Genomic DNA, 20,153 nt, shown 5'->3' with positions numbered 1-20,153 from the left:
TCCCTAGGAGTGAGTGGTGAACGGGAGCACGAGTCGCGAGGGGTGGTCCGCATCGCGGTAGATCTTGTGCGTGACCGGACGGCCGACCGGCAGGTGGAAGGCGTCCGGCGGGAGCAGCGCGTTGTGGGCGTCGGAGAGCGGCTCGTCGTTGGACAGCTCGACGACCAGGCGGTGGCCAGGCCGGAGCGTGGTCGCGAAGGGGTAGAGCCGGACGACGTACTCCTCGATCTTGCCGGGCTCGACCGGGACCGCGCGGGTGTGCGGGTGATAGGGGTTGCCCTCGGTGGTGCGGTCGTCGAGGTCGCGGTGGGACGCCTTGAGGAAACCCGTCGTCATCAGCTGCCGTCGGCCGTCGGGCGCGGCGTCCCAGAGGCGCAGGATGAGGTTGGTGTCGTCCTGGTCGATCTCGACGAACAGGTGGGCGGCGCCGGCGCCGATCAGCTCGGTGGGCCGCTCGAACGGCTCGGTGCTCCAGCCGACGGTCTGGACGGTGTCGGTGACCGTGAGCGGCGCCTGGAAGAAGCCGTCGGGGGCGGCGCGCATCAGCTCGGGTTGCGCGGAAAGTTTCTGGCGCGGGCGCAGAAACAGCGACTTGTACGTGACTTCCTTGGGCGGCCACTGCGCGGCGGTGACGACCTCGCGTGAGCCCTCGACGAAGACGCTCACGGCCGGCTCGTCCATGATCCCGTTGTCGATGCCCTTGAGCCAGTAGTCGTACCAGCGGAACATCTTGTCGTGCTCCTCGACCCAGGGGCGCGATTGCATGGGCGGGTAGGAGCCGATGTCGAGTTTCTTGGGGCCCTTCAGGACGTGGAACAGCTCGATGTGGCCGTCCACGGTCCAGCCGCGGCCCTGGTCGATCTGCAGGTAGACCGGGATGTCGATGTTTCGCGCGAGGGTGATGGGGTTGCGTTGCTCGTACCAGTCGCCGTCGAGCTCGTTCATCACGATGTCGAACCAGAGCTCGCGGTTCTTCGGGTAGCGCAGCACGTGAACGAGGTTGGGCCAGGCCGCCACGTCCGGGTCCTCGAGCCGTTTCGCGACAAGTTTCGCCATTTCCTCGCTCGAGTGTCGCGAAAGCATGCGGGACTTCACGTCGGTGTGCGCGATGCCGGAGTCGCCGCCGCGCCCCTCCCGGGCGGCGCGCGGCATCAGCCACATGATCCCGCCGTGGTAAGTGGTCTCGTAGAAGTCGAAATGGCCGCCGCTCACGAAAATCGCTTTCAGGTGCGGCGGGCGCTCGGCGGCCGCGAGGACCTGCATCGACCCGAAATAGGAAATGCCGATCATGCCGATGTTGCCGTCGCACCAGGGCTGCGCGGCGACCCACTCGATGAGGTCGTAGAGGTCCTGGCCCTGCGACACACCGCCGAAGTTGTAGTTGCCGACCATCTCGCCGCCGGAGTCCCCGGTGCCGCGCATGTCGCCGATGACGTGGACATATCCCTTGGCGACCACGCGGGTGATGTCGCCGGCCTCGATGCAGCCGTCCCACATCGGGCTTGGGCGGCGCTGCGGCGGCATGGTGAGGGCCAAGGCCTGGAGCTCTTTCCCGTACGCGCTCATCGCGATCAGCGCGGGGCGTGGCCGTTCCCCGTCCTCGTGGTAGGCGTCGATCGCCAGCTCGACGCCGTCCCGCATGGGGACCCTCAGGTCCTTGCGAACCCTCATCATGGCCGCTCCTCATGGTGGTAGCCGTGCAAGGTGGTGAAGAAGGGCGACGGCTCCAGGGTGGGGTCGCCCCGGTAGCCGAGCTGCCCGGCGAAAGCGCTCTCGTCGCCGGCGGCGCGCTCGGCGGCCGCGGCGACTCGCGCCTCGATGTCGAGGCTCTCCTGGAGGGCCGCGCGGGCCTGGCCGGCGTCGAGCTCGACGCCGTAGGGGGTGCCATCGGTGCGCCGGTAGGGGTGGCCCAGGTAGAGGCGGTTGGGGCGGATCTCGTCGCGCAGGCGCTGGAGGCTCGCGCGGTAGGCGGCCGGTTCCTCGTAGCCGGGGAAGCCGTTGGCGGCGCCATGGATCTGGACGGCGTCGCCGACGAAGACGTGGCCGTCGAGGGCGTAGGCGACGGAACCTTTCGTGTGGCCGGGGATCGCGTGGACCTGAAGTTTCGTTCCGCCGCCGAGGTCGAGGGTCTCGCCGCCCCGAACCAGCAGGGTGGGTTCCATCTCGCCGGAGATGACTTTCGCGGCGGTGGCGACTTGTTTCGCTTCGCCGTCCGGGTCGCGCAGGTAGCGGCCGCGGCCGTTGAGGTACTCGTCGACGTGGGCGCGGCGGGAGCGCAGCATCGGGGCGTCGGCCTCGTGGATGACGACCTGGGCGCGGCGGCCGGTCAGCTCCCAGAGCGCGTGGGCGCCGCCGATGTGGTCGATATGGCCGTGGGTCAGCAGGATCCAGCGCACGTCCTCGATGCGGCGGCCGAGCTTCTCCAGGGTGGGGGCCATGCCCTCGGCCGGGGAGGTGGCGATGCCGGTGTCGACGATGGCCGGCTCGGGGGTGTCGAGGAAGTACGTGTGGAGGCCGAAGCGTCCCCACGGCGAGAGCAGCGAATGGACCTTCACTTGTCGTCCTCGTCCTCGCGCAGGAACGCCGCGGTTTCCTCGAACGCCCGGTAGTAGTCGGGGATCCAGGAGAAGTGCTGGACGAAGCCGTGGCCCGCGCCGGCGTAGCGGCTGACGGTGGCGTCTACGGCGGCTTCCTGGAGGCGCCGACCGTAGAGCTCGCCCTCGTCGCGCAGCGGGTCCAACTCGCCCGTGATGATCAGCGCCGGAGGGAGGCCGGTGAGGTTCTTTCGCTTGATCGGGGAAACTTTCGGGTCGGCCGGGTCGGCGCCGCTGGCGAGGTAGAAGGCGTTGAACGGCTTGAGGCCGGCGGTTTCCAGGCCGTAGCCGGTCGCGTTTTCGCGCAGCGACGGATACCGGTCCTCGTCGAAATCCAGGTCGAGGGACGGGTAGTAGAGGATCTGGTGGCTGATGCGGTCGAAGCCGCCGTCGTGCGCCGTCGCCGCAACCGCGGCCACGAAATTTCCTCCCGAGCTGTCGCCCGCGATCGCGACAGTTTCGTTCGCGGCCGCCCAGCGGACCACGGCGTAACAGTCGTCGAGGCCGGCGGGGAAGGCGTGCTCCGGCGCGAGGCGGTAGCCGACGGACACGACCCGGCGACCGGTCTCTTTCGCGAGGGACCGGGCGATGTGGTCGTGCGTGTCGAGGCTGCCGAGGAAGAAGGCGCCGCCGTGGAAGTAAACGAGCGTTCGCGGGGCGGCGGCGTTGTAGATCCGCACGGGGACATCGCCAACGGTGACGTCGTCGGCAGGCTGGGGGAGCCCATCGCCGGCCGGCGCATGCTCAGCGGCGCGCATGGTTGGCGGGTCGAGCGGGCCAGCCGGGGGTGGGGGCAGGGTGGCGAGGGCCTTCGCGATCTCGGGGTGCAGGGGCATGTCAGGCGCCCGCAGGCTGTTGGGAGGCGGGTTTCTGGCCGGGGAAGACGTCGTTTACCTCGTCGGCGATCCAGCCCTGGCGGGAGATGCGCTGCAGCTCGTCTGTCACCGGCTTGCGGGTGGCCTGAAAGAGGGCCAGCGCCTCCTTCACCGTGGCGGCCTCGGAGAGGGCGTCGGCTAGGGCGCCGGCGTCCATGATGGCGGAGTTCGCGCCCTGGCCCTGGTGGTGCAGCATCGAATGGGCGGCGTCGCCGATCAGGACCACCGAGTCGGTGTGCCAGGTGTCTACCGGGTCGATGTCGTAGACGGCGCGGACGTTGACCGTGGTCATGTCCAGGTCGCGGGTGATGGCGACGATCCGGTCGTCGAAGCCTTCGACGGTGGCCAGGAGGTCGTCCCTGGTGACGCGCGGGGCCCAGGTGGGGTCGGGGCAGAGGGCGGTGATGTCGAACGACACCTGGCCGCGGTGGCGCAGCGGCAGGAGATACACCTTGGTGCCGCGGCCGATGTACATGCGCAGGTTGTCGTCCACGCACATGCCGTACGCGGAATCGGTGTCTATCACGGCGCGGTAGGCGTGCTCGCCGGAGAAGACCGGGCCGCGGTCGTCGAAGAGCTGCTCGCGGACCACCGAGCGGATGCCGTCGGCGCCCACCACCAGGTCGGCGGTGACCTTCTCGCCGCCGGCGAAGAGCAGTGTCGACTCGGCGCCGCGGTCGATGACGGCCTCGAGCTTGCGGCCCAATCGCACCATGCAGTCGGGCAGGACGCCGAGGAGGGCCTCGATGAAGTCGCCGCGGTGGATGAGGTGGGTCTTCAGGCCGTAGGCGTCGATCTCGGGCCAGGACTCTTTCATGATCGGTTCCGCGGTGGCGGTGAGGATCTCGAAATAGTCGCTGGGTGAGCTGACTTTCGCTATCGCGCCGGCGATTCCCCATCGGCGGAAACGGTCCATCGTGGAGGGACGCAGGCCGATGCCGGCGCCGACCTCGCGGATCTGCGACGCCTGCTCGTACACGGTGACGTCGGCGCCCTGCAGGCTCAGGGCCTTGGCCGCCGCCGCGCCGCCGTACCCGGCGCCGACGACGGCGATCCTCAAGTCCTTGATGTCCATGTGGTGTCTCTCAGTTCTGGATGGCCAGGAAGGCGGCGGGATTGTCGACGAAGATGGTGGTGATCGCTGCGTCGTCGAGGCCGGCCGCCCGCAGGTCGGGGACGAGGTCGGTGAAGAGGTAGTTGACGGTGTGGCCCTTCACGCCGGGCCAGCCGAGCGGGCTGCAGTTGGCGTCGGCGGAGGCGAGCACCTGATCGATGCGGCCCTCGCCGATGAAGCGCAGGAAGTGGTCCAGGCGCTCCTTGCGCGGGCGGGCCCAGAACGGCGGGTCGGGCAGCTCGGTCTCGTACCCGAAGGTGTCGAAGCCGATGCGGCCGCCCTGGTCGGCGATCCACGTGTCGCGGGTCTTGTCGGCGTTGACGCCGTCGTCGACATGGCCGAAGAGCACCCGGTCGAGGGGGAGGCCCTCCTCGCGGAAAATGGCGATCGCGTTCTCGGCGTCGATGGCGAGGTGGGTGAGGACCGGCACGCCGGTCTGCAGGGCGGCTCGGGCGGCGGCGCGGTAGATGCGCTTGTCGAGGTCGGTCATCCGGCCGCCGCGGCTCACGCCGACCTTGATGATGCCGGCCCGGCCGCCGCTGCTGCCGATGCCGGCGGTGATCTCGTGGACGAACTGGCGGACCAGATAGTCGACGGTGGCGCGGGCGAAGAGCGGCAACGCGGTGTCACCGCCGACGAAGCCGGTGCTGGCCACGATGTGAACGCCGGTTCGCGCCGAGAGCGCGCGGTAGTAATCGACGTCGCGGCCGTTGCAGATCCCGGTCGCGTCGACGAAGGTGCCGCCGCCGTTCGCGTGGAATTCGCGAAGTTTCGGAATGGTTTCCGCGAACCTTTCCTCCGGGGTCTTCCACCATTTCGTGTCGAGCTCGGAGCCGGGCATGCCGTAGCCGATGTGCTCGTGGACGGCCACGAAGCCGAGTTGCTCGGGGGCGATCGGGCCCAGGACGGTGTTGACTTTCGGCACGGCGGTCACCTCTGGGTCAGCAGGTCGCGGGGGTTGTCCACGATCAGGCGGCGGACGTCGTCGTCGCCGAGCCCCTGTGTTTTGAGGTAGGGGACGAAGGTCGACAGGACATAGTCGTAGGGCATGTCGTAGGCGGGGTGGCCCTTGGCGACGCCGATCGCGTTGGCGGACAACAGGATCCGGTCGCCGTGGCCGGCCCGGACGAGGTCGGCGACGAGGTTGGCGCGCTCGCGGTCGGTCAGGTAGCGGTCGTCGTCGTTGAGGCCGACATGGTCGAGAGCGACATAGGCGCCACGGCGAGCGACCGCGGCGGGGGCCAGCGCGGTCGAGGTGGGGGCGAGCGCGGTCGAGGTGGGGGCGAGCGCGGTCGAGGTGGGGGCGAGCGCGGTCGAGGTGGGGGGCGGCACGGCCGGGGCGGCGTCCCGGCGGTCGAGGTCGCCGACGATGACGCGGTCGGGTGGGAGCTTCTCGTCCAGGACCACGTCGAGGTCGCCGCCGAAGCGGAGGGAGAGAGGCACACCCGTGGCCAGCGCGGCGCGGGCGGCGCCGCGGAGCAAACTTTCGTCCGTTGCCGTCATGCCGGTCGAGGTCGCGGCCGTTGAGACCAGGCCGGCGGCGGCGCGGCGCTCCACGCGGGGGACGACCATGCCCTCGGTGACCTCCCGGGCGAACAGGTCGGCGAACTTCGAGGCCGGCCACGGTGTCGGGGGATTGGTCTGCGGGGTCAGGAAATAGCCGCCGAGCATCTCCTCGGGGCCCAGGCCGGTCGACGCCACGATGTGCACACCTGTCGCGCGGGAGAGCGCCTCGTAAAGCGGCAGATCGCGGCCGTGGAACATCCCGGTGCTGTCGACGATCGTGCGTCCACCGGCGGTGCGAAAGGCCGTTAACTTCGCCGCCAGGGTCGCGAAGATCTCCGCGCGGTCCAGGGTGATGTCGTACGCGTGCTCCGCGCCGGGCAGCACCGACAGCAGCGCCTCGTGCACCGCGACGACGCCCAGCTCATCGGCCGGAACGGGCCCGAGGACGGTGTTGACGGTCACTAGTGCACCCTCTTCCGTGCGGGCCCCTGGATGGGGCTTGTGGTAGGAACTAGGCGGAAGTCGGGGTGACGGCCTTTGATGGTTGCCCCTTGTGGGCTTCGATGACACTGCCGCCCCCGGCTTCCCCGGAACCGCTGATCGATGACAGAGGGACGCGCCGCAGAGCGCCGGTTAGTGACCGCTCGACAATCGGTTCCTTCGCCTCCGCCTGGCTCCTGCCTGTTGCTGCGAACGGGAAGGCGACGAGGTTGTCGCTGCAAGAGGGGCCGTTGTTCTTCGTCGGGATCGACTGGGCGACCACCGAGCATGCCGTGTGTGTGCTGGACCAGGGTGGCCGCAAGGTCGCGGCGTTCACCGTCGAGCACACCGCTGCCGGGTTCGCCAGGCTGGTCGTGCGGCTGGGCAAGCTCGGCGACACCGAGTTGACGCCGGTGGCGATCGAGCGTCCGGATGGGCGTCTGGTGGACGCTCTGCTGGAGGCTGGGCATCCGGTGATGCCGGTCAAGCCGAACGCGATCAAGGCCTGGCGTGAGGCCGAGGTTCTCTCCGGCGCCAAATCCGACCCAGGTGACGCACAGGTGATCGCTGATTACCTGCGCGTGCGGATCCACCGGCTGCGGCCGGCGGTCCCGTATTCGGGGCCTACCAAGGCTTTGCGGACGGTGACCCGCAGCCGCGGTGACCTGGTCGAGGCCCGGGTGGCCGCGGTCAACCAGCTCGCCGCGCTGCTGGACGCGCACTGGCCCGGAGGCAAGGCGATCTTCGCCAGCCTGTCCTCGGCGATTGCGCTGGCTTTCCTCACGAAATACCCGACCGCCGTGTCGGCAGCCCCCTTGACCGAGGCCCGGCTCGCCGCGTTCTGCACCAAGCAGAGTTACTCCGGCAAAAGGCCCGCGGCGGTTCTCCTGACCCGCCTGCGCTCGGCGCCGGCCGGCACCACCGATCCTGACCTGTGCACGGGAGTCCGTGCGGCGGTGCTGGCCCAGGTCAGCGTGATCAAGGCGCTCAACACCGCGATCAAGGACCTCGACCGGGCCATCGCCGAGAAGATGGACACCCACCCCGACGGGAAAATCTTCCAGTCCTTCCCCCGCGCCGGGACCGTCAACGCCGCCCAGATCCTGGCCGAATGGGGTGACGCAAGGGCCGCGTTCGAGCATCCCGACGCCATCGCCGCGCTGGCCGGGATCACCCCCGTCACCAAGGCATCCGGCAAACAACGCGGCGTGTCGTTCCGCTGGGCCTGCAACAAACGGCTCCGCCAGGCCATCACCACGTTCGCCGACAACAGCCGCCACGCCAGCCCCTGGGCCGCCGACATCTATGACCGGGCCCGCGCCAGCGGCAAAGACCACCCGCACGCCACCCGCATCCTCGCCCGAGCTTGGGTCCGCATCATCTGGCGCTGCTGGCAGAACAACACCACCTACGACCCGGCCCTGCACGGGAACGCACGGCACAGCACCGAACAACAGCTCGCGGCCTAATTCCGATCTACAGGTGGACACAGGGGGTGTCATCGGACGGCCTCCTGGACCTCGAGTGACGGGCTGACCGGAGTTGGCCGGCCCGTGAGACCGACGAGGGTCAGCACTGCCGCGGCGGCCGCGCAGATGCCGGCGACCAGAAACGCGGTGTTGTAGGCGCTGCCGAGCGACTCGAAAGCGAGCTGGTGCAGCTGCTGCGGCATCGGCACCGGCGCCAGGCCGGGGCCGGCCCCGGGCACGACCGGCATCGAGTTGATGGCCATCGCGCCGCCCTCGTGGGCGATGCCGCCGGCGATCTGCGAATACGGCTCCTGCAGCCCGGAAGCGCCGATCGCCGGGCCGAGGCCGTCGAGCATGGCGTCGTTGGCCCGGTTGATGGCGAGCGCGCCGATGAGGACCGGGCCCAGTGCGAATCCGAAGTCACGTAGCAGGTTGGTGGTGGCGCTGGCCATGCCGGCGAGCCGCACCGGAACCGTGGTGATGGCGACGGCGGTGATCGAGCCGACGGTGAGCGCGAAACCGCAGCCGAAGATCAGCATCGGGGCGATGAAGCGCGTCCAGCTCAGGTCGGCGATGTCGAAGGTGGAGCACCAGACGCCGGCGACGGCCATGAGCGCGAAGCCGCCGGTGAGGACCCAGCGGGCGGGAACCGTGCGGATCAGGCGGGAGACCACGGGCACCAGCGCGAAAGCGGGGCCCTGGATGAAGACGAACAGCACGCCGATCTTGAGGGCGCTCTGGTGCTGCACGGCGCCCAGCCAGATGCTCATCGAGTAGCAGATCGCCAGGAACGCGAACATGCCCACCACGGTGGCGACCGCGACGATCGCGTACGCCCGGTTGGTGAACAGGCGCAGGTGCAGCAGCGGCACCGCCGTACGCGTCTCAATGATCACGAAGGCAATCAGCAGGACCACCCCGGCGGCGAATGCCGCCATGATCTCCGGACGGCCGAAGCCGGCCTCGGAGCCCTGGGTTGCCGCGAAGAGGATGGCGATCAGGCCCAGCGCGAGCGTGGCCTGGCCGGGAATGTCGAGCTTGCGCCCCACCGGCGCGGACGAATCGGTGGCCCGGAAGGTGAGCAGGAACGACACGATCGCGGCGGCGATGACCACGGCGTACGCGCCGCGCCAGCTGCCGCCGGTGGCGAAGGCGCCGCCGAGCAGCGGCGAGACGGCCGCGCCGATGGAGAGGAAGCCGGCCCAGAGGGCGATCGCCCGGGCGCGCGCCTCCGTGGTCGGCGCGAGCGCGGCGATCATCGCGAGTGAGATGGGGTAGAGGATCGCGGCGCCGAGGCCCGCGACGACCTGGCCGGCCCACAGGACCTGCACGGTGCCGGCGAGGCAGCAGATCAGCGAGCCGGCGACGGTGAGGGCGGCGCCGGCCTGGAGCAGCCGCTTGCGGCCGAAGAGGTCGCCGATCACGCCGGTGGTCAGCTCGAAGACGACCATCGGGATGGCGAACGCCGCGGTGATCCAGGTCAGCTGCGAGCCGGTGGTCTGGAACTCCTGCTGGAAGGTGCCGTTGAGCGCGCCGGGCAGCGAATACGCCACCTGGGCGAGGAACACGGCGAAGCAACCGGCCACCACCGTCGCGGCGTAGCCAGGTCTTGGGGTCATGGGGGCTCCCTTGCACGGTGAGGGGGGTCACGTCTGTTGCGTGCAAGGTGCCAGATTTCTTAACAGCATGTCAAGAGTTCCGTCATTGCGTAAGCTTTGTAAGCTGACGGGGTGGCGAGCCTCCGTGAAGCGCAGAAGGAGATGACCCGGCGCCTGCTTCTCGACGCCGGGCTGGGCCTGTTCGTCGAGAAGGGGTACGCCGCGACGACCGTCGACGACATCGCGACGGCGGCCGGGACCACGCGGGTGACGTTCTATGCGTATTTCCCGTCGCGGGGCGAGCTGATGAAGGCGCTGATCGACGAGCGGCTCAACGAGCGGCTGCAGCGGATCCGCTCGCCCGAGCACGGCTCGACCGCGCTGGGGCTGGTCGCCGTGGTGGCCGACGGCGGCGCCGAGGCGATCGGCGCCTGGATCCGGCAGACGGCCGAGCGCTGGCCCGACATCCACCCGATCATCCGGATCGGGCGCGACGCGGCGGCGGTCGAGCCCGAGCTGCGCAACCTGGTCGAGCGCTGGCTGGAGGAGGCGATCAGCGACGTCGAGGACGGGCTGAGCCGGGCCGGGCGCTTCGATCGGGGCGTGCGGCACTTCCGCGGGGTGCTGGCCATGGCGGAGCTGGATTACGTGGCGCAGAACTGGGGATACGCGGATTGGAAGATCGACCGCGACCGGATGCTGGACGAGCTCACGACGAGCTGGGTGCGGCTGCTCGGGGCGTAAGCCGGGGCGTTTTCAACCAATTCTCAGGATTCCGCGGCTAACGTCCCGTGTCATGACTTTCCGGCTGCGGGCCCGATCGGCCCTCGTCCTCCTGGCCGCCGTGATCATCGCGGGCGCCTGCCAGGAGAGAGGATCGGCGGCGCCGGATCACGGCAACAAGGTCATGATCATCGTGGAGGAGAACCACGCGTACGGCGAGATCGCCGGCAATCCGAGCGCGGCGTACCTCAACCGGCTCGCGGCCGACTACGGCGCCGCCACCGGGTACGACGCCGGCTATCCGGCCCGCTGCCCGTCGCTGGCCGCGTACATCCTGCTCACCAGCGGCAGCACCCACGGCATCTGCGACGACAAGGATCCCAAGTCGCACCCGTTGGCCGGCGACAACGTCTTCCGCCAGGTCGGTGCGTCCGGCCGCGAGTGGCGCGGCTACGCCGAGGCGGCGCACGGCGATTGTGAGCTCACGAGCCACGGCCGCTACCTCGTCCGGCACGTCCCGGCCACGTACTACCGCGGCGAGCGCGCCGACTGCCGCCGCTGGACCGTCCCGCTCGGCATCGCCGGCGGCGGCGTGCTGCACGACGACCTCGCCGCCGGCGCGCTGCCCGCCCTCTCCTTCGTCAGCCCCGACGCCTGCGACGACATGCACGGCGGCCCCGGCTGCCCCCGCGACCTGGTGGCGGCCGGCGACCGCTGGCTGCGGACCTGGCTACCGCGGATCATGTCCGGTCCGGACTACCGGTCCGGCCGGCTCACCGTGATCGTCACCTGGGACGAGGGCACTCCGGCCAGCAATCACATCCCCACCGTCGTCGTCGCGCCGGCGGTGCGGCACGTCGTCGCCACCCAGCCGCTGACGCATTGCTCGACGCTGCGCTTCGTCGAGGAGCAACTTCGCCTGCCCCTGCTCGGCTGCGCGGCCGCGGCCGCGTCGCTGGGTCCGCCCTTCGGTCTGTGACCTGCCCTCATTCCAGCGGCGACCGGGCGATCCCGGCCGGCTCCCGGCCGGCGAGCAGCCAGGCCGCCGCGGCGGCGACCAGGGGCAGCCCGATGATCAGGCCGGTCAGATGCTCGACCGGAACGCTGGTCAGGGCGTGCAGGTCGCGGTGGTACCAGGCGATCAGCGCCGCGTACGCGCCGGCCGTGCCGAGCACCGCGCCCAGCAGCGCCAGGGCCAGGGCGGTGGTGGCGGTGAGCCGGCGCCGGGTGCCGCGGCCGGCGCCGTTCGCGGCGAGGGTGCGCAGGTCGCGGCCGGCCTCGCCGCGGATCAGCCCGACCGTCATGGCGAGCACGCCGAGGGCCACGCCCGCGCCGATCGCGGTGGCGCCGGTGCGCAGCCGGGACAGGTCGGCCGCCAGCGGGCGGGTCTCGACCGACAGGGCCAGGCCGGCCGCGTTCGCGGTTGTCTGCGCCTTGTCGACCTGGGCCGGGGTGAGCGGGCTGGCCGCGGTGATCAGCCAGCCGACCGGCACCGGGGTGAGGCCGAGCGCGCGGATCCCGTGGTCGGTGACCAGCACGGTGGGGTCGGAGGTGTAGGCGGGCAGCCGGGTGGTGTGCTGCGCCTTGGGCTGCCAGGCCTCGCCCTCGCGACCGGCACCGATCAGCCGGTAGCGGTTCAGGTCGGTGTGTGAGGTGAGAACGTCGGCGGCCGGGTCGATCAAGGTGGCCGGTATGCCGTACCGCTGAAGCATCTCCGGGGTTGCCACCAGCAGCGGAATCATGTCGTCGCCGCTGTAGATCGTGCTGCCGCCGGATTGGTGCGGGATCCCGAAGGCGGCCACCGGTTTGCCGCTGAGACCGTTCTCCGGTTGCGTCTCGATGCGCGCGTTCGGGCTGATTCCGCCGGTCAGTGGCAAGGGTGTGCCGGATCCGACCGACGCGGCGATCGAGGTCACCGCGGACCGGGCGTGGGCGAGCTGGGTGGCGTCGAGTTGCGGCACCGGGCCCTGGATCTTCTGCGGGGTGAGCCAGACGATCAGCTCGTCGTCCGGGAGGTTGCCGCCGGAGGGAGCGGCGGCCTCGGCGGCGCCGGCGCCGATGATGATCGCGGCGGCGATGCCGGTCGCCATGCTGATCGCGGCGAGCGCAGCGCCGGAGCGGGCCCGGTAGCGGGCCAGGTCGCGCAGCGCGATGCGGGCCGCCACCGGGCAGGCGCGGGCGATCGGGGCCAGGGCGGAGATCAGCAGCGGGGCGAGCAGCAGCATGCCCGCGGCCGTGCCGACGATGCCGCCGACGCCCACGAAGGGCCGGGACGGGTCGTTGAAGGCCAGCAGGGTCAGGCCGCCGGCGAGAACGATCGCGCCGAGCAGGGCGAACCGGTGGGCGGGGCGGGGCTGCGGCGGGCGGGCCGACAGGGCGGCCACGACCGGGACGCGGGCCGCGGCACGGGCCGGCCACCAGGCGGCCGCGATCGCGGTGAGGGTGGCCAGCAGCAGCGCGGCCAGCAGCGCGAGCCAGGGCAGGTCGAACCGGTCGATGCGATGCTGCGCGACCGTCTCGATCCGGGGTGTCAGCAACAGCCAGGCGGCCAGGCCGGTGGCGCCGCCGGCGAGTGCGGCCACCCCGCCGACCACGGCGCCGTTGGCCAGCATGACCAGGCGCAGGTGGCGGTGGCGGGCGCCGACCGCGGCCAGCATGCCGAGGGCGCGCAGGCGGCGCTGCGCGAGCACGGTGAACCCGGCCGCGGCGAGCAGGCCGACGAACAGCAGGCCGATGGTGGCCAGCATCAGGACCACGACGGCGGGTTCGACGCTCGCGGTCCCGCGCATCTGGACCTCGGCGCTCTCGGGCCGGTCGGCCGCGCGGAACTGCGCCTCGGTCGCCCGCACCAGCACGGTGACGCGGTCGGGCGAGGCGAGCTGACCGGGCGCGACCAGGGCGAAGGTGTCGAGCAGATTGTTCGGGTTCTCCACCAGGCCGACGACCTTGTCGCCCTGCCAGGTGCCGCCGATGGCGAGGCCGAAGAGGCGGGCGGTGCGGTCGGTCACGGCGACCTCACCGGACGCGGCCGGGTAGCGCCCCTCGTCGAGCCGCAGCATCGGGGCGCCCAGCGGGCCGGTCGGTGACTGGTCGCGCAGGTCGATCGGGTTGGCCGAGCCGGGCACCGGGATCTTCTTGTGGTTGATCACCTCGGTCGCCGGGTAGGCCCGCCGGGCCGTGTCGGCGTCGCCGGTGTCGCGGAAAACCAGCAGATAGTCGGCGTTGCCGAACTGCGCGGCGCCGTCCGGCAGGGTGCTGCCCGCCGCGCCGAGGCCGAAGACGGTGGCGCCGACGGCGACGGCCAGCAGGGTCAGCACGAGGGCCTGGCTGCGCCACTCGCGGCGGAACATGCGCCACGTCCAGCGGAGCACGGCGATCATCGGTCGGCTCCGAGCAGCGACTCCGGGCCGGGCGGCGGCATCGTGTGGTCGATGACCCGCCCGTCGCGCAGGAACACGACCCGGTCGGCCCAGGAGGCGAGCTGCGCGTCGTGGGTGACCATGACGGCGGCCACGCCCCGCTTGCAGGCGGCCAGGATGAGCCGCATCACGGCCTCGCCGGTGGCCGAGTCGAGGGCCCCGGTCGGCTCGTCGGCGAGCAGCAGCCGGCGATCGCCCACCACCGCCCGGGCGATCGCGACCCGCTGGCGCTCGCCGCCGGAGAGCTGGTCGGGGAAGTGGCCGGCCCGATCGGCCAGGCCGAGCAGGTCGAGGGCCTCGAGGCCGCGCTGCCGGGCCCGGCGGCCGCTGAGCCCGTCGAGCTCGAGCGGGAGCGACACGTTCTCCACGGCGGTGAGGCCGGGCAGCAGGTTGAAGTCCTGGAAGACGTAGCCGATCGAGCGGCGGCGCAGGCGGGCCAGCTCGTCGCGGCTCATGCCGGCCAGGCTCACGCCGCCGACCAGCACCTCGCCGGAGCTGGGCGACTCCAGGCTGCCGGCGATGGTGAGCAGGGTGCTCTTGCCGGAGCCGCTCGGTCCCATCACCGCGACCAGGGCGCCAGGGGCGACGGACAGGTCGATGCCGCTCAGCGCGGTCACCTCGGCGGGGCCTCGCCCGTACACCTTGGACACATCACGCATCTCGAGCACGCTCATCGCCGGCCTCCCACTCGCCGGCGCAGCTTGGGCAGCGGGCCGGTGGCCGCGGCCGGGGCGGCCGGCTCGGCGGACACGCGGCGCAGGCGGCCGTCGGCCGAGTCGAGCCAGCGGATCACCGAGTCGAGGCGGAACAGCTCGGCGTCGACCACCAGGGCGAGACCGAGGTCGGTGTCGGCCTCGTCGTTCTTCAGCCGGGTCCACTGCTGCATCAGCTCGACCAGGTAGCGCCGGTGCACCTGGATGACCTCGTGCACGTCGGCGCCGGGCATGCGAGCGGCGACGAGCACCTTGATGACCAGCTCGTCGCGCGGCGGGGCGGCCAGGTCGGGCGGGGTGCGTAGCCAGCCGGTCAGCTCCTGCTCACCGCCGGAGGTGATGCGGAAGCCTTTCTGCGGGCCGGGGTCGGCGGCGTCGTCGGACTCGACCAGGCCGTCGCGCTCCAGGCGCTGCAGGGTGGTGTAGACCTGCCCGACGTTGAGCGGCCAGACCTCGCCGGTGCGCTCGACGAACTCCTCGCGCAGCTGCAGACCGTACTTCGGGCCCTCGGCGAGCAGGGCCAGCAGCGCGTGCCGGACGCTCATGACATCGACCAAACGCGTATCATGCCGAGGATAATACTGAGTATAGTTATAGATCGCCAGGCCTTCTTCGCGAGAAACTGAGCCGGTGTCCAGTTTGGCGTTGGTCGTCGCGGTCGGTGTCGCGATTCTGGTGGCCACCGGAGCCGCCCGGCGCTGGGGAGTCGCCCCGCCGGCGCTGCTGCTGATCGCGGGCGTGCTGCTGGGCTTCGTGCCGGCGCTGCGCGCGGTGCACCTGCCACCCGAGGCCGTCCTGCTGCTCTTCCTGCCGCTGCTGCTCTACTGGGAGAGCTTCACCTCCTCGCTGCGCGAGATCCGCAGCAACCTGCGGGTGATCGTGCTGCTGAGCACGGTGCTGGTGGCGGCGACCGCGGCCGGCGTCGCGGTGACGGCGCATCAGTTCGGGATGCCGTGGGGGCCGGCGTGGGTGCTGGGCGCGGCGGTGGCGCCGACCGATGCCACCGCGGTCGGGGTGCTGGGCCGCATCCTGCCGCGCCGGCTGGGAGCGACGCTGCGGGCCGAGAGTCTGGTCAACGACGGCACCGCGCTGGTGATCTACGCGCTCGCGGTGGGCGTCACGCTCGGCGAGGAGCACGTGAGCGCGCCCCGGGTGGGCGGCATGTTCGCGCTGTCCTATCTGGGTGGCATCGCGATCGGCGCGGTCGTCACCTACGCCGGGATCCAGGTGCGGCGGCGGCTGTCCGACCCGTTCCAGCACAACGTGCTCGCGATCCTCACGCCGCTGACCGCGTACCTCGTCGCCGAGCTAGTGGAGGTGTCGGGAGTGCTCGCGGTGGTGGTGTGCGGCCTGTGGGTCGGCCGCATCTCGCCGCGCTTCTTCCCGAGCCGGGTCCGGCAGTACGTCCGGACCGTGATGAGCTTCCTGACCACCCTCGCCAACGCGGTGCTGTTCGTGCTGATCGGCCTGGAGGCGCAGTCGGCGGTGCGCGACCTGAGCAGCGTCGGGGTGGTGACCGGCGCGCTGATGGTCGTGGTCATCAGCGCGGTCGTCGTGGCGGTGCGGTTCGGGTGGATGTTCACCAGCCCGTACCTGATCCGGGCGGTCGACCGCCGGGACAGCCAACGGGCCCGGCGGCTCGGGGCCCGGCCGCGCGTGGTGATGGCCGCGGCCGGCTTCCGGGGTGCGGTGTCGCTGGCAGCGGCACTGTCGGTGCCGGAGACCCTGCACTCGGGGGCGCCGTTCCCCGACCGGGATCTGATCATCTTTGTGACCGCGGGGGTGATCGCCGTGACGCTGGTCGTCCAGGCGCCGCTGCTGCCGCGGGTGTTGCGCTGGGCCCGCCTCGGCGAGGACGGCTCGGCCGAGGAGGAACGGCGCCGCGCCGAGATCGCCGCGACCGAGCGGGCCCTCGAGGTCCTGCCCGGCCTCGCCGCCGAGCTCGGCACCGACGACGCGATCGCCGGGCAGCTGCGCGCGGAGTACGAGGAGCACCTGCGCGTGCTGCGCGACGGCGGCGGGCCGGGCGCGCGGGACAAGGCCGCCGACCTGCGCCTGGCCGTCATCGCGCGCAAGCACGAAGCCATCCTCCGGATGCGGGATCGCGGCGAGATCGACGACGCCGTCCTCGTCCGTCTGCAGGGCCTGCTCGACATGGAGGCGGTCAACCTGGCCATGCGGCGCGGCTCCTGATCAGGACGAGCTGACCAGCGCGGCGAACTCCGGGCTCGGGTCCACGCCCAGCTCCCGCCGGAGCCGGGCCCGGTACTCGTCGTAGGCGCGGCGGGCGTCGGCGACGTTGCCGCCCGCGAGATGGGCCGAGGCCAGGGCGCGCTGGGCGCTCTCGCGCAACGGGTCGATCCCGGCCACCAGCAGCGCCGCCTCGACCGCCTCGGCGGTGCGCTTCTGGTCGAGGAGCCGGGCCACGAGCGCCTCGACGCCGTGCAGCAGCCGCTGCCGGATCCGCTCGCGGGCCAGGATCACCCAGGTTTCGGCCCATCCCGGCAGCAGCTCGAACTCGTCCTCGGCCGGCGGGGCGCGCAGGTCGGCCTCGGTCGCGGTGCCGCCGACCAGGCGGCCCGCCCAGTCATAGCGGTCGCGCATGTCGACCCCGACCTCGGGCCGCAGCGTGATCGTGCACTTCGTGGCGGCGATCAGCCGGGGGAGGGCGCCCCGCATGCGCCACAGCTCGGTGCGCAGGCGGCCGCAGGCGGCGGGCGGATTGAGGTCGGGCCAGAGCGTGCGGGCGGCGACCCCGCGATCGACCAGGCTCTCGCGCAGCGCCACGAACGCCAGCACCCTTTTCGCGCCGTCGGCGAGGGGGACCGGCTCGCCGTCCAGCACGAGATAAGGCCCGTTGAACAGGCACAGTCTCGGCGGGTCGGCACTCATCGTGTGCCCCATTCGTCAGCGGCGTTGCCGGTCTACGAGCCTAAACCCGGCGGCCAGGCCGCCACGACGGCCGTGTCGTTGATTCGCCTCCCCCGGTCACTCGGACACGCCGGCTTCCGCCAGAAAACGGCGCACTTCGTCCAGGATCGGGCCGGCCCGCAGCAGCCGCCGTTCCCGGGCGACCCCCGAGCCGAGATCGCTGGTCTCGGTGATGGTCACCCGGATCCCGTACGGCGCGGCCTCGCACCGCAGCACGCAGACCGCGACCCGGGGCTCACTGTCCATCGGTGTACGCCTCGAGCGCCTCCCGCGCGTAGACCCGCCGCTCGGCGAACTTCGCCTGCACCGCCGGGTTGTCGCGGGGGAGCTTGTTGAGATCGCCCGGGTTCTCGACGGTGTACAGGTACTCGTCGCAGGCGTCGTCCACAGTGATCATGGAATCCATCAGCATGCGTTCGACGACCGCGAAGTTCGACGCCGTGCGCAGCTCGTGCACGAGGTAGTCGACCTGGGCGTCCATGTCGAACAGGATCCGCAGCCCGGCAGGCGCCGTGCCGTAGGCGTACGCGAAAAGGTCCTTCCGCCGCGATTTGAATGTCCACTGCGCGAGCCCGATCCCGTCGGTGCGGTTCATCACCTCGCTGAGCGGGATGTCCCTGCCCCCGACACGCAGCGGTTTGTCCTCCGCGCTGTTCTGGATACGCGACGGCAGAACGCCGGACTCCTTGGTCAGGTTGCCAACGATGCCGGCGGCGCCACCCAGCGGATAGCCGTAGACCCTGATCAGCCGGTCGATGACGTAGCGCTGGCGTTCGGCCTTCGGGACGGCGGGCCAGTGGATGATCGGGCCGCGGACCGCCACCTCGGTGGCCAGCCGCTGCACCTCCTGGTCCCATTCGGGTACGGCCGGGTCGTTGCGCTCGCGGGCGAGGGCCGTGGCCATCAGCAGCGCGTTGCCCTCGGCGTCGCCGGTCAGCGGGGCCTCGCCGACCGACCCGGCCGCCAGCCAGCTCACCACCAGCCCCCACTCGTCGTCGTCCAGCGGCTCGGCCCCGGTGGCCAGCGCGGTCGTCACGGTCGTCGTGGGTGGCCGCTCGTCGGCGGTGGCGGCGCGGAAGGCCCAGTCGAGGTCTCCGGACACCATCATCCGCTGCAGGCCCGACACCGGCTCGGGCGTCCGCCGCGCCTCCGCGATCAGCGTGTAGACGTCGATGTAGTTGAGCACCTGCGGCGACGCCATCACCTGATCGACCGTCATGCCGTTCTGGAGCATGGCCCGCACGCTGGGCGCGGGGTAGGGATGGAACGGGGACTCGGGCGGGACCACGATCGCGCCCCAGTGCACGAGCTCGTCGGGCGGCCGCAGCGCGAGCACCTGCGCGTCGAGCGCCGCCTCCCGCTCGGCCAGCAGCCCGCCCACCCAGCGGCGGCCCTGCTGGAAGGCCTGGTCGAGCACGGCGGTCAGGTTGGCGGAGGTGACCGAGCCGTCCCGCAGCGCCTGCGCGAGCGACCAGCCGGCGTCCTCGGCGATGAGGTCGTTGATCGGGTCGCGGCCGAAGACGTCCCACTGCTCCAGGTGCCATTCCTCGTAGGCGACGAAGAAGTCCCGGATGCGCTCGTGCGACGTGTCGTGGTTCTTGACCCCGGTGGCCCAGTGCATCAGCTGGCTCTCGTTGATGTCGGCGCCCGCCTGGAGGTCGGGGTCGAGGGCCGCGGCCGCGACCTGGCCGCAGTCGAGGGGGTCGACGCCGCCGTGCTTGCCGATCAGGAAGGGTCCGTCGATGTGGTCGAGGTCGCGCCGGTTGGCGACCGAGATGATGTCGGTGGCCGCGCCGAACCCGTCGAGCAGCCCACTCAGTCCCGGGACGCTGGACAGCAGCGGCACCTTCATGTCGTTCAGCTGCGGGAACATGGCCTCCCAGCGGTCCCGGCGGCCGCAGACGTCGGTGACCACCCCGGAGCGGTTCTGCGCGGCGATCCGGGCGATGGCCGCCGCGCCGTTCGGGGGGTTCGGGTCGAGCAGGTAGTCCCCGAGGTAGCGGGACCGCAGGACGGTGACGAAGCGTTCCCCGCCGGTGAAGTTTCGCGGGGTCGTGGACGCGGCGTCGGCCGCCGACTTGATCCGGCTCAGCACTTCCGCAACATCAAGATCAAGATCCAGCGATCGTACGGCCGAAGTGGCGCTCGACCGGCACTGCGAGAGGATCGCGGTGGCGACCGCCTGCGCCAGGCGCTCCAGGCCGGCGGGGTCGCGCAGCTCGCCGGCCCGGCGCGGGTTGCTCAGGTCGCAGGCTTCCAGCAGGGCCACCCGGGTGCGGTCGAGGTGCCGGGTGCGGGCCACCACGCCGAGATCGGCCGCGAGGACGCCGCCGGCGGTCGTGCCCAGCGCGCCGCGCACCGACTCGTGCAGGGCGGTGGCCAGCTCGCGGTCGCCCGGGCTGGAGTTGCGGGCGACGTAAGCCTCGGTCGAGTCCGTGCGCGGGTCGGGGGCGGCGTTGAAGTGCAGCGACACGAACAAGTCGGCACCGACCAGGCGGGCGAACGCGGCGCGGCCGTCCAGGGACACGTTGGCGTCGCTGTCCCGGGTCAGCATCACCGTGCAGGTGGGCGTGAGCAGGGCGCGGACCCGGCGGGCCAGGCCCAGGGTGAGGCCGCGCTCGGAGAGGCCCGCCACCGTCCGGTCCGGGGTGGAGGCGCCGGCGGGCGCGGTGCCGCCGTGGCCCGGGTCGAGCACGACGATCGGTTGACTGGGCATCGCTGCCTCCTCCTG

General features: G+C 71.6%; 17 protein-coding genes. 4 read left to right on the top strand and 13 right to left on the bottom strand.

The features are described from left to right. Positions 1–3: 3 nt before the first annotated feature. From ACQPZX_RS28210 to ACQPZX_RS28185, 6 genes are read right to left on the bottom strand one after another with little or no spacing between them, the layout of a single operon-like run. Positions 4–1,674 (bottom strand): CocE/NonD family hydrolase, encoded by a 1,671-nt coding sequence (locus ACQPZX_RS28210; RefSeq protein ID WP_433361285.1) that lies wholly within the window; start codon positions 1,672–1,674, stop codon positions 4–6. Further along, entirely contained in the window at positions 1,671–2,555 is an 885-nt protein-coding gene (locus ACQPZX_RS28205) for an MBL fold metallo-hydrolase (RefSeq protein ID WP_433361282.1), read from the bottom strand. The genes ACQPZX_RS28210 and ACQPZX_RS28205 overlap by 4 nt, the downstream gene beginning before the upstream one ends. Further along, positions 2,552–3,430: an alpha/beta hydrolase gene (locus tag ACQPZX_RS28200; RefSeq protein ID WP_433361279.1), complete on the bottom strand. Its 879-nt coding sequence runs from the start codon at positions 3,428–3,430 to the stop codon at positions 2,552–2,554. Before ACQPZX_RS28200 ends, ACQPZX_RS28205 begins: the two co-directional genes overlap by 4 nt. 1 nt (position 3,431) lies before the next feature. Continuing rightward, on the bottom strand, positions 3,432–4,544 hold the full coding sequence (locus ACQPZX_RS28195; RefSeq protein WP_433361276.1) for an FAD-dependent oxidoreductase: 1,113 nt from the start codon (positions 4,542–4,544) through the stop codon (positions 3,432–3,434). A gap of 10 nt (positions 4,545–4,554) precedes the next feature. Continuing rightward, the gene (locus ACQPZX_RS28190) at positions 4,555–5,508 is read right to left on the bottom strand and encodes a phosphotriesterase family protein (protein ID WP_433361273.1); all 954 of its coding nucleotides are present in this window, start codon (positions 5,506–5,508) and stop codon (positions 4,555–4,557) included. 5 nt (positions 5,509–5,513) lie between these two features. Then, positions 5,514–6,551: a hypothetical protein gene (locus ACQPZX_RS28185; RefSeq protein ID WP_433361270.1), complete on the bottom strand. Its 1,038-nt coding sequence runs from the start codon at positions 6,549–6,551 to the stop codon at positions 5,514–5,516. 248 nt (positions 6,552–6,799) lie between these two features. Between ACQPZX_RS28185 and ACQPZX_RS28180 the strand changes: the two genes are divergently transcribed. Continuing rightward, positions 6,800–8,038, top strand: coding sequence for an IS110 family transposase (locus ACQPZX_RS28180; RefSeq protein ID WP_433361267.1), 1,239 nt, complete (start codon positions 6,800–6,802; stop codon positions 8,036–8,038). Positions 8,039–8,067: 29 nt separating this feature from the next. Here ACQPZX_RS28180 and ACQPZX_RS28175 read toward each other — a convergent pair whose 3' ends face one another. Beyond that, positions 8,068–9,657 carry an MFS transporter gene (locus ACQPZX_RS28175; protein WP_433361264.1) on the bottom strand — a complete coding sequence of 530 codons (1,590 nt, stop codon included), beginning with the start codon at positions 9,655–9,657 and terminating at the stop codon, positions 8,068–8,070. Between the two features lie 111 nt (positions 9,658–9,768). On the opposite strand from ACQPZX_RS28175, the gene ACQPZX_RS28170 reads away from it, so the two are divergent. Next, on the top strand, positions 9,769–10,380 hold the full coding sequence (locus ACQPZX_RS28170) for a TetR/AcrR family transcriptional regulator (protein WP_433361261.1): 612 nt from the start codon (positions 9,769–9,771) through the stop codon (positions 10,378–10,380). Positions 10,381–10,432: 52 nt separating this feature from the next. Further along, positions 10,433–11,338 (top strand): alkaline phosphatase family protein, encoded by a 906-nt coding sequence (locus ACQPZX_RS28165; RefSeq protein ID WP_433361258.1) that lies wholly within the window; start codon positions 10,433–10,435, stop codon positions 11,336–11,338. Positions 11,339–11,345: 7 nt separating this feature from the next. Here ACQPZX_RS28165 and ACQPZX_RS28160 read toward each other — a convergent pair whose 3' ends face one another. The 3 genes from ACQPZX_RS28160 to ACQPZX_RS28150 are packed head-to-tail and all read right to left on the bottom strand — an operon-like array spanning position 11,346 to position 15,036. Then, on the bottom strand, positions 11,346–13,739 hold the full coding sequence (locus ACQPZX_RS28160; RefSeq protein WP_433361255.1) for an FtsX-like permease family protein: 2,394 nt from the start codon (positions 13,737–13,739) through the stop codon (positions 11,346–11,348). Continuing rightward, a complete protein-coding gene (locus ACQPZX_RS28155; protein ID WP_433361252.1) occupies positions 13,736–14,452 on the bottom strand; it encodes an ABC transporter ATP-binding protein in 717 nt (238 codons plus the stop codon). Before ACQPZX_RS28155 ends, ACQPZX_RS28160 begins: the two co-directional genes overlap by 4 nt. Next, positions 14,449–15,036 (bottom strand): helix-turn-helix transcriptional regulator, encoded by a 588-nt coding sequence (locus ACQPZX_RS28150; RefSeq protein ID WP_433361249.1) that lies wholly within the window; start codon positions 15,034–15,036, stop codon positions 14,449–14,451. Before ACQPZX_RS28150 ends, ACQPZX_RS28155 begins: the two co-directional genes overlap by 4 nt. 85 nt (positions 15,037–15,121) lie before the next feature. Between ACQPZX_RS28150 and ACQPZX_RS28145 the strand changes: the two genes are divergently transcribed. Then, a complete protein-coding gene (locus ACQPZX_RS28145) occupies positions 15,122–16,684 on the top strand; it encodes a Na+/H+ antiporter (RefSeq protein ID WP_433361246.1) in 1,563 nt (520 codons plus the stop codon). Here the strand turns inward: ACQPZX_RS28145 and ACQPZX_RS28140 are convergent, their stop codons facing one another. The 3 genes from ACQPZX_RS28140 to ACQPZX_RS28130 form a co-directional block, all read right to left on the bottom strand. Then, entirely contained in the window at positions 16,685–17,383 is a 699-nt protein-coding gene (locus ACQPZX_RS28140; RefSeq protein ID WP_433361243.1) for an AfsR/SARP family transcriptional regulator, read from the bottom strand. A 96-nt stretch (positions 17,384–17,479) separates the two neighbouring features. Beyond that, the gene (locus ACQPZX_RS28135) at positions 17,480–17,668 is read right to left on the bottom strand and encodes a hypothetical protein (RefSeq protein WP_433361240.1); all 189 of its coding nucleotides are present in this window, start codon (positions 17,666–17,668) and stop codon (positions 17,480–17,482) included. Beyond that, on the bottom strand, positions 17,658–20,138 hold the full coding sequence (locus ACQPZX_RS28130; RefSeq protein ID WP_433361237.1) for a phage tail tip lysozyme: 2,481 nt from the start codon (positions 20,136–20,138) through the stop codon (positions 17,658–17,660). The genes ACQPZX_RS28135 and ACQPZX_RS28130 overlap by 11 nt, the downstream gene beginning before the upstream one ends. Positions 20,139–20,153 lie beyond the last annotated feature (15 nt).

The sequence above is a fragment of the Actinoplanes sp. CA-142083 genome (genome assembly GCF_050942195.1).
Taxonomy (GTDB): domain Bacteria; phylum Actinomycetota; class Actinomycetes; order Mycobacteriales; family Micromonosporaceae; genus Actinoplanes.
The sequence above is the reverse complement of the archived record's forward strand: the minus strand, read 5'-3'. Positions and strand labels throughout refer to the sequence as shown.